The organism is Dietzia cercidiphylli (assembly GCF_014145145.1).
In the GTDB taxonomy this organism is placed as follows: Bacteria; Actinomycetota; Actinomycetes; order Mycobacteriales; family Mycobacteriaceae; genus Dietzia; species Dietzia natronolimnaea.
Genome location: NZ_JAALEA010000470.1, coordinates 1 through 1837, shown reverse-complemented (window position 1 = coordinate 1837; position 1837 = coordinate 1). Strand labels below are relative to the sequence as shown.

At 71.2% G+C, this 1837-nt stretch carries 2 protein-coding genes; both read left to right on the top strand.

All coding sequences use genetic code 11. The features are described 5' to 3' along the window. The first annotated feature begins 286 nt into the window (after positions 1 to 286). Positions 287 to 1132 carry a DUF6474 family protein gene (locus G6028_RS15705; protein WP_182659431.1) on the top strand — a complete coding sequence of 282 codons (846 nt, stop codon included), beginning with the start codon at positions 287 to 289 and terminating at the stop codon, positions 1130 to 1132. Next, positions 1129 to 1698 carry a copper resistance protein CopC gene (locus tag G6028_RS15700; protein WP_182659430.1) on the top strand — a complete coding sequence of 190 codons (570 nt, stop codon included), beginning with the start codon at positions 1129 to 1131 and terminating at the stop codon, positions 1696 to 1698. The genes G6028_RS15705 and G6028_RS15700 overlap by 4 nt, the downstream gene beginning before the upstream one ends. Positions 1699 to 1837 lie beyond the last annotated feature (139 nt).

The following is a 1837-nucleotide window of genomic DNA, read 5'->3' as shown; positions in this document are numbered from 1 at the left end:
GATCGGCCGCCGCCATCGCCCGCAGACGCACGCCCTCGTCGAGCGGCGCCGTCCGCCACCACCCCGGTCGCGCATCACGTTCCCGGGCCACGCGGTGCAGACATCTGGCCCCCGAGGCCGGCCCCACCACCGCCGCATCGGGGGCGCGGTACGTGGTGCTGCCGGCGTCCTCCATCGCCGTCCATCATGGCCCAGCCGCGGCCCACACGACGGTCCGGTCCTCAGTGCGGGCCGATTCGCCTAGGCTGGAGACCTGATGTCCGCGACGAGAGAAGGATCGACGCCCATGGGCAAGCTGACGACCTACCGCGACAAGCGTGCCGAACTCCGCGCCCATGCTTCGGCGCTCAAGTCCACGGCCATGAAGGAGGCCAAGCTCGCGGCCAAGGAGACGCGGAAGAAGGCCAAGGAGGCGCACCGCGTGGAACTGGCCGAGGCCAAGGAACGCGCCAAGCTCGAGCGCAAGAACGCCGACCGCAAGGCGAGGCGCGCCGAGAAGCGGGCCGAGAAGCGTGACAAGCTCGACCGCAGATCCGCCAAGCGGAACCGCAAGAACGAGAAGGTCCACGCCAAGCAGGAACGCGCCACCATCAAGCGCGAGGCCAAGCTGCTGGCCAAGGACCGCAAGCTCGCCGAGAAGATCGACTCCGCCGGCCGCAAGCACGAGTACCAGCTCGCCGAGATGGAACTCAAGAAGCTCGAGGGCACCAAGCTCAACAAGGATGACCTGCAGCGGTGGCTGAGCATGGCCAAGGTCGCCACCCCGGTGCTGCTGCCGATGGTCTACAAGGCCGTCTCCAACGTGCAGGGATCGGCCGGCAAGCCCTCCGGCCCCGGAGGCGTGGACCTCGAGGCCGCCGGCATCAACGCCACCGGTCCCGGCGCCGCCCTCGGCGTGCGGATCGTCCGCCTCGAGCAGACCCTCGACCAGCTCGACACGAGCCGCGGGAGCGAGCGGGAGGTCAAGGACTTCATCGCCTCCACCCGGACCCGGCTCACCGACCTGCGGACCGCGGTCGAGACCGCCGAGACCACGCCCACCGCGCAGCGGCGCGAGATCCACTCGTCGATCTCGGGCGAGCTCGACCGCATCAACAAGGACATCTTCGCCCGCCTGGGCGTCAAGGCGTGACGGCACTGCGGGGGCGCGTGGCGTCCGTGGCGGTCGCTGCCGCCCTGGTCGGCGGCGCGGCCGCGCCCGCGGTGGTGCTCGCCCCGGTCGCTGTCGCCCACTCCGTATTGGTCTCCATCGATCCGGAGGACGGGTCCGAGCTGGACACCCCGCCCGACGAGATCGTGTTGACCTTCAACGAGGAGATCAACCAGAGCTTCGCCTCCGTCGCCGTGACCGCCGGGGAGAACCGGGCCAACCGGGTCGTGGGCGACCCCTCGGTGGCGGGCGAGACCGTCACTGTCGACGTCGATGAACTCGAGCCCGGCCCCTACACCGTCGGATACCGGGTGACCTCGTCCGACGGTCACGTGGTGAGCGGGTCATCGGTCTTCACCGTGGCGGGCGGGGCCGGCGGGGACGCCTCCCCGGCTGGCGGGTCCGACACCGGGGCCGGCGACGAGGCGGACGTCGCCGATGAGACCTCGGGTGAGGACACCGGCATCAATCCCGCGATCTGGGTCGTCGGCGGTCTGGCGATCCTGCTCATCGGCGGCGCGTTCGTCCTGCTGCGCCGCGGTAACTGACGGGCGGGCCCGCAAAGCGGTGCAGCCGCTCCCCCGTCCGGCGTCTCGCTCCCGCGCCTGTACACGTCAGCCACAGCCGCGTCCGGGCATGGTGTCTGGCCTGCCCCTCGGGGCGCGCGAGACGCCATGCCCGGACGCG

Bases quoted from the DNA above. Each gene is read 5' to 3' on its own strand.
- G6028_RS15705 (WP_182659431.1), top strand. From the start codon at position 287: ATGGGCAAGCTGACGACCTACCGCGACAAGCGTGCCGAACTCCGCGCC.